At 48.3% G+C, this 1083-nt stretch carries 2 protein-coding genes; both read right to left on the bottom strand.

The window, feature by feature from the left end:
* The coding region (locus R7035_RS25885) for a VOC family protein (RefSeq protein WP_318146403.1) at nt 1–348 on the bottom strand (348 nt) is incomplete at its 3' end.
* Nucleotides 341–1083: substrate binding domain-containing protein (locus tag R7035_RS25880; protein ID WP_318146402.1), on the bottom strand; the 743-nt coding region annotated here is incomplete at its 5' end. The genes R7035_RS25885 and R7035_RS25880, both read right to left, overlap by 8 nt.

Below are 1083 nucleotides of genomic sequence, written 5' to 3'. Positions count from 1 at the left end.
ATCTTGGAAGAACGTAAATGCTTTTCCCGTAAACTCATCAATGCGAATGGGTTCAACAGCGATGTGTTTGGACTCGAGGTACGTTTTTACTTCTTCAACGTTGTCGACTTGAAACGCCAAATGTCGCAAGCCTTGCGCCTCCGGAAAGCTTGGTCGCTCCGGTGCGCCGGGAAAGCTGAACAGCTCGATTTGACTTCCGTCCGGCAACGCAAGGTCGAGTTTGTAGGAATCTCTCGTTTCACGATAGTTTTCTGCGATGATTTTTAGCCCTAGCACTTCGGTGTAAAAACGCTTTGATGTTGGGTAATCACTGCAAATGATAGCGACGTGATGAATCGCATTAAACATGGTTGGGTTCCTTAGACACGAGATGTTCGTTTACAAAGTCGAGAAATACACGCAGACGTGCAGGCATGTATTTGGTTTGTGCGTACTGCATGGCGACCGCACCGTGGTAGTTACTTTTGATCATCCAATCGGACAACACTTCGACCACTTCTCCGCGCTCTAATGCCTCTTTCACCACGAAATCGTGGAAGATGCCAATCCCTAAACCTGCTTTGACGCCATTTAGGCGCATTTGCGAATGGTTGACCGCATACCGACCACTGACCGCAATGGAATGAAACGCCTCTTCTTTAAAAAACGACCAAATGTTGTCTTTGTCGTTTTCCGCTAGGTAAATACAGTCGTGCTGTTCAAGTTGCGTCGGATGTTCTGGCATGCCTCTTTGTGCAAGGTAGTCTGGTGAGGCACACAAAACCAGATTGGTTTTACTTATCTCCTTGAGCACCAAATTCTCATCCGGTTTATCGGTGAGCTTAAAAGCGACATCAATGCCCTGACGAAACAGGTCGATTTCCCCGTCGGCAGCGCGCAGCTTGAGCTGAATTTTTGGATAACGTTGCAAAAAAGGCAGCACGAACGGTTGCAAGACCGAGTTTAAAAACGCCTCTGGTGCCGCTACCGTGAGCGCGCCAGTTGGTTCGGCATGTTCTTCCGCAGATAGCTCAACGGCTTGCTGCGCGGCATTAACCATCGCAATGCTTTGGTCATACACTTTTTGCCCTGCTTGAGTAATGA

The sequence above is a fragment of the Vibrio sp. 1731 genome (genome assembly GCF_033339955.1).
Lineage (GTDB): Bacteria > Pseudomonadota > Gammaproteobacteria > Enterobacterales > Vibrionaceae > Vibrio > Vibrio alginolyticus.
The sequence above is the reverse complement of the archived record's forward strand: the minus strand, read 5'-3'. Positions and strand labels throughout refer to the sequence as shown.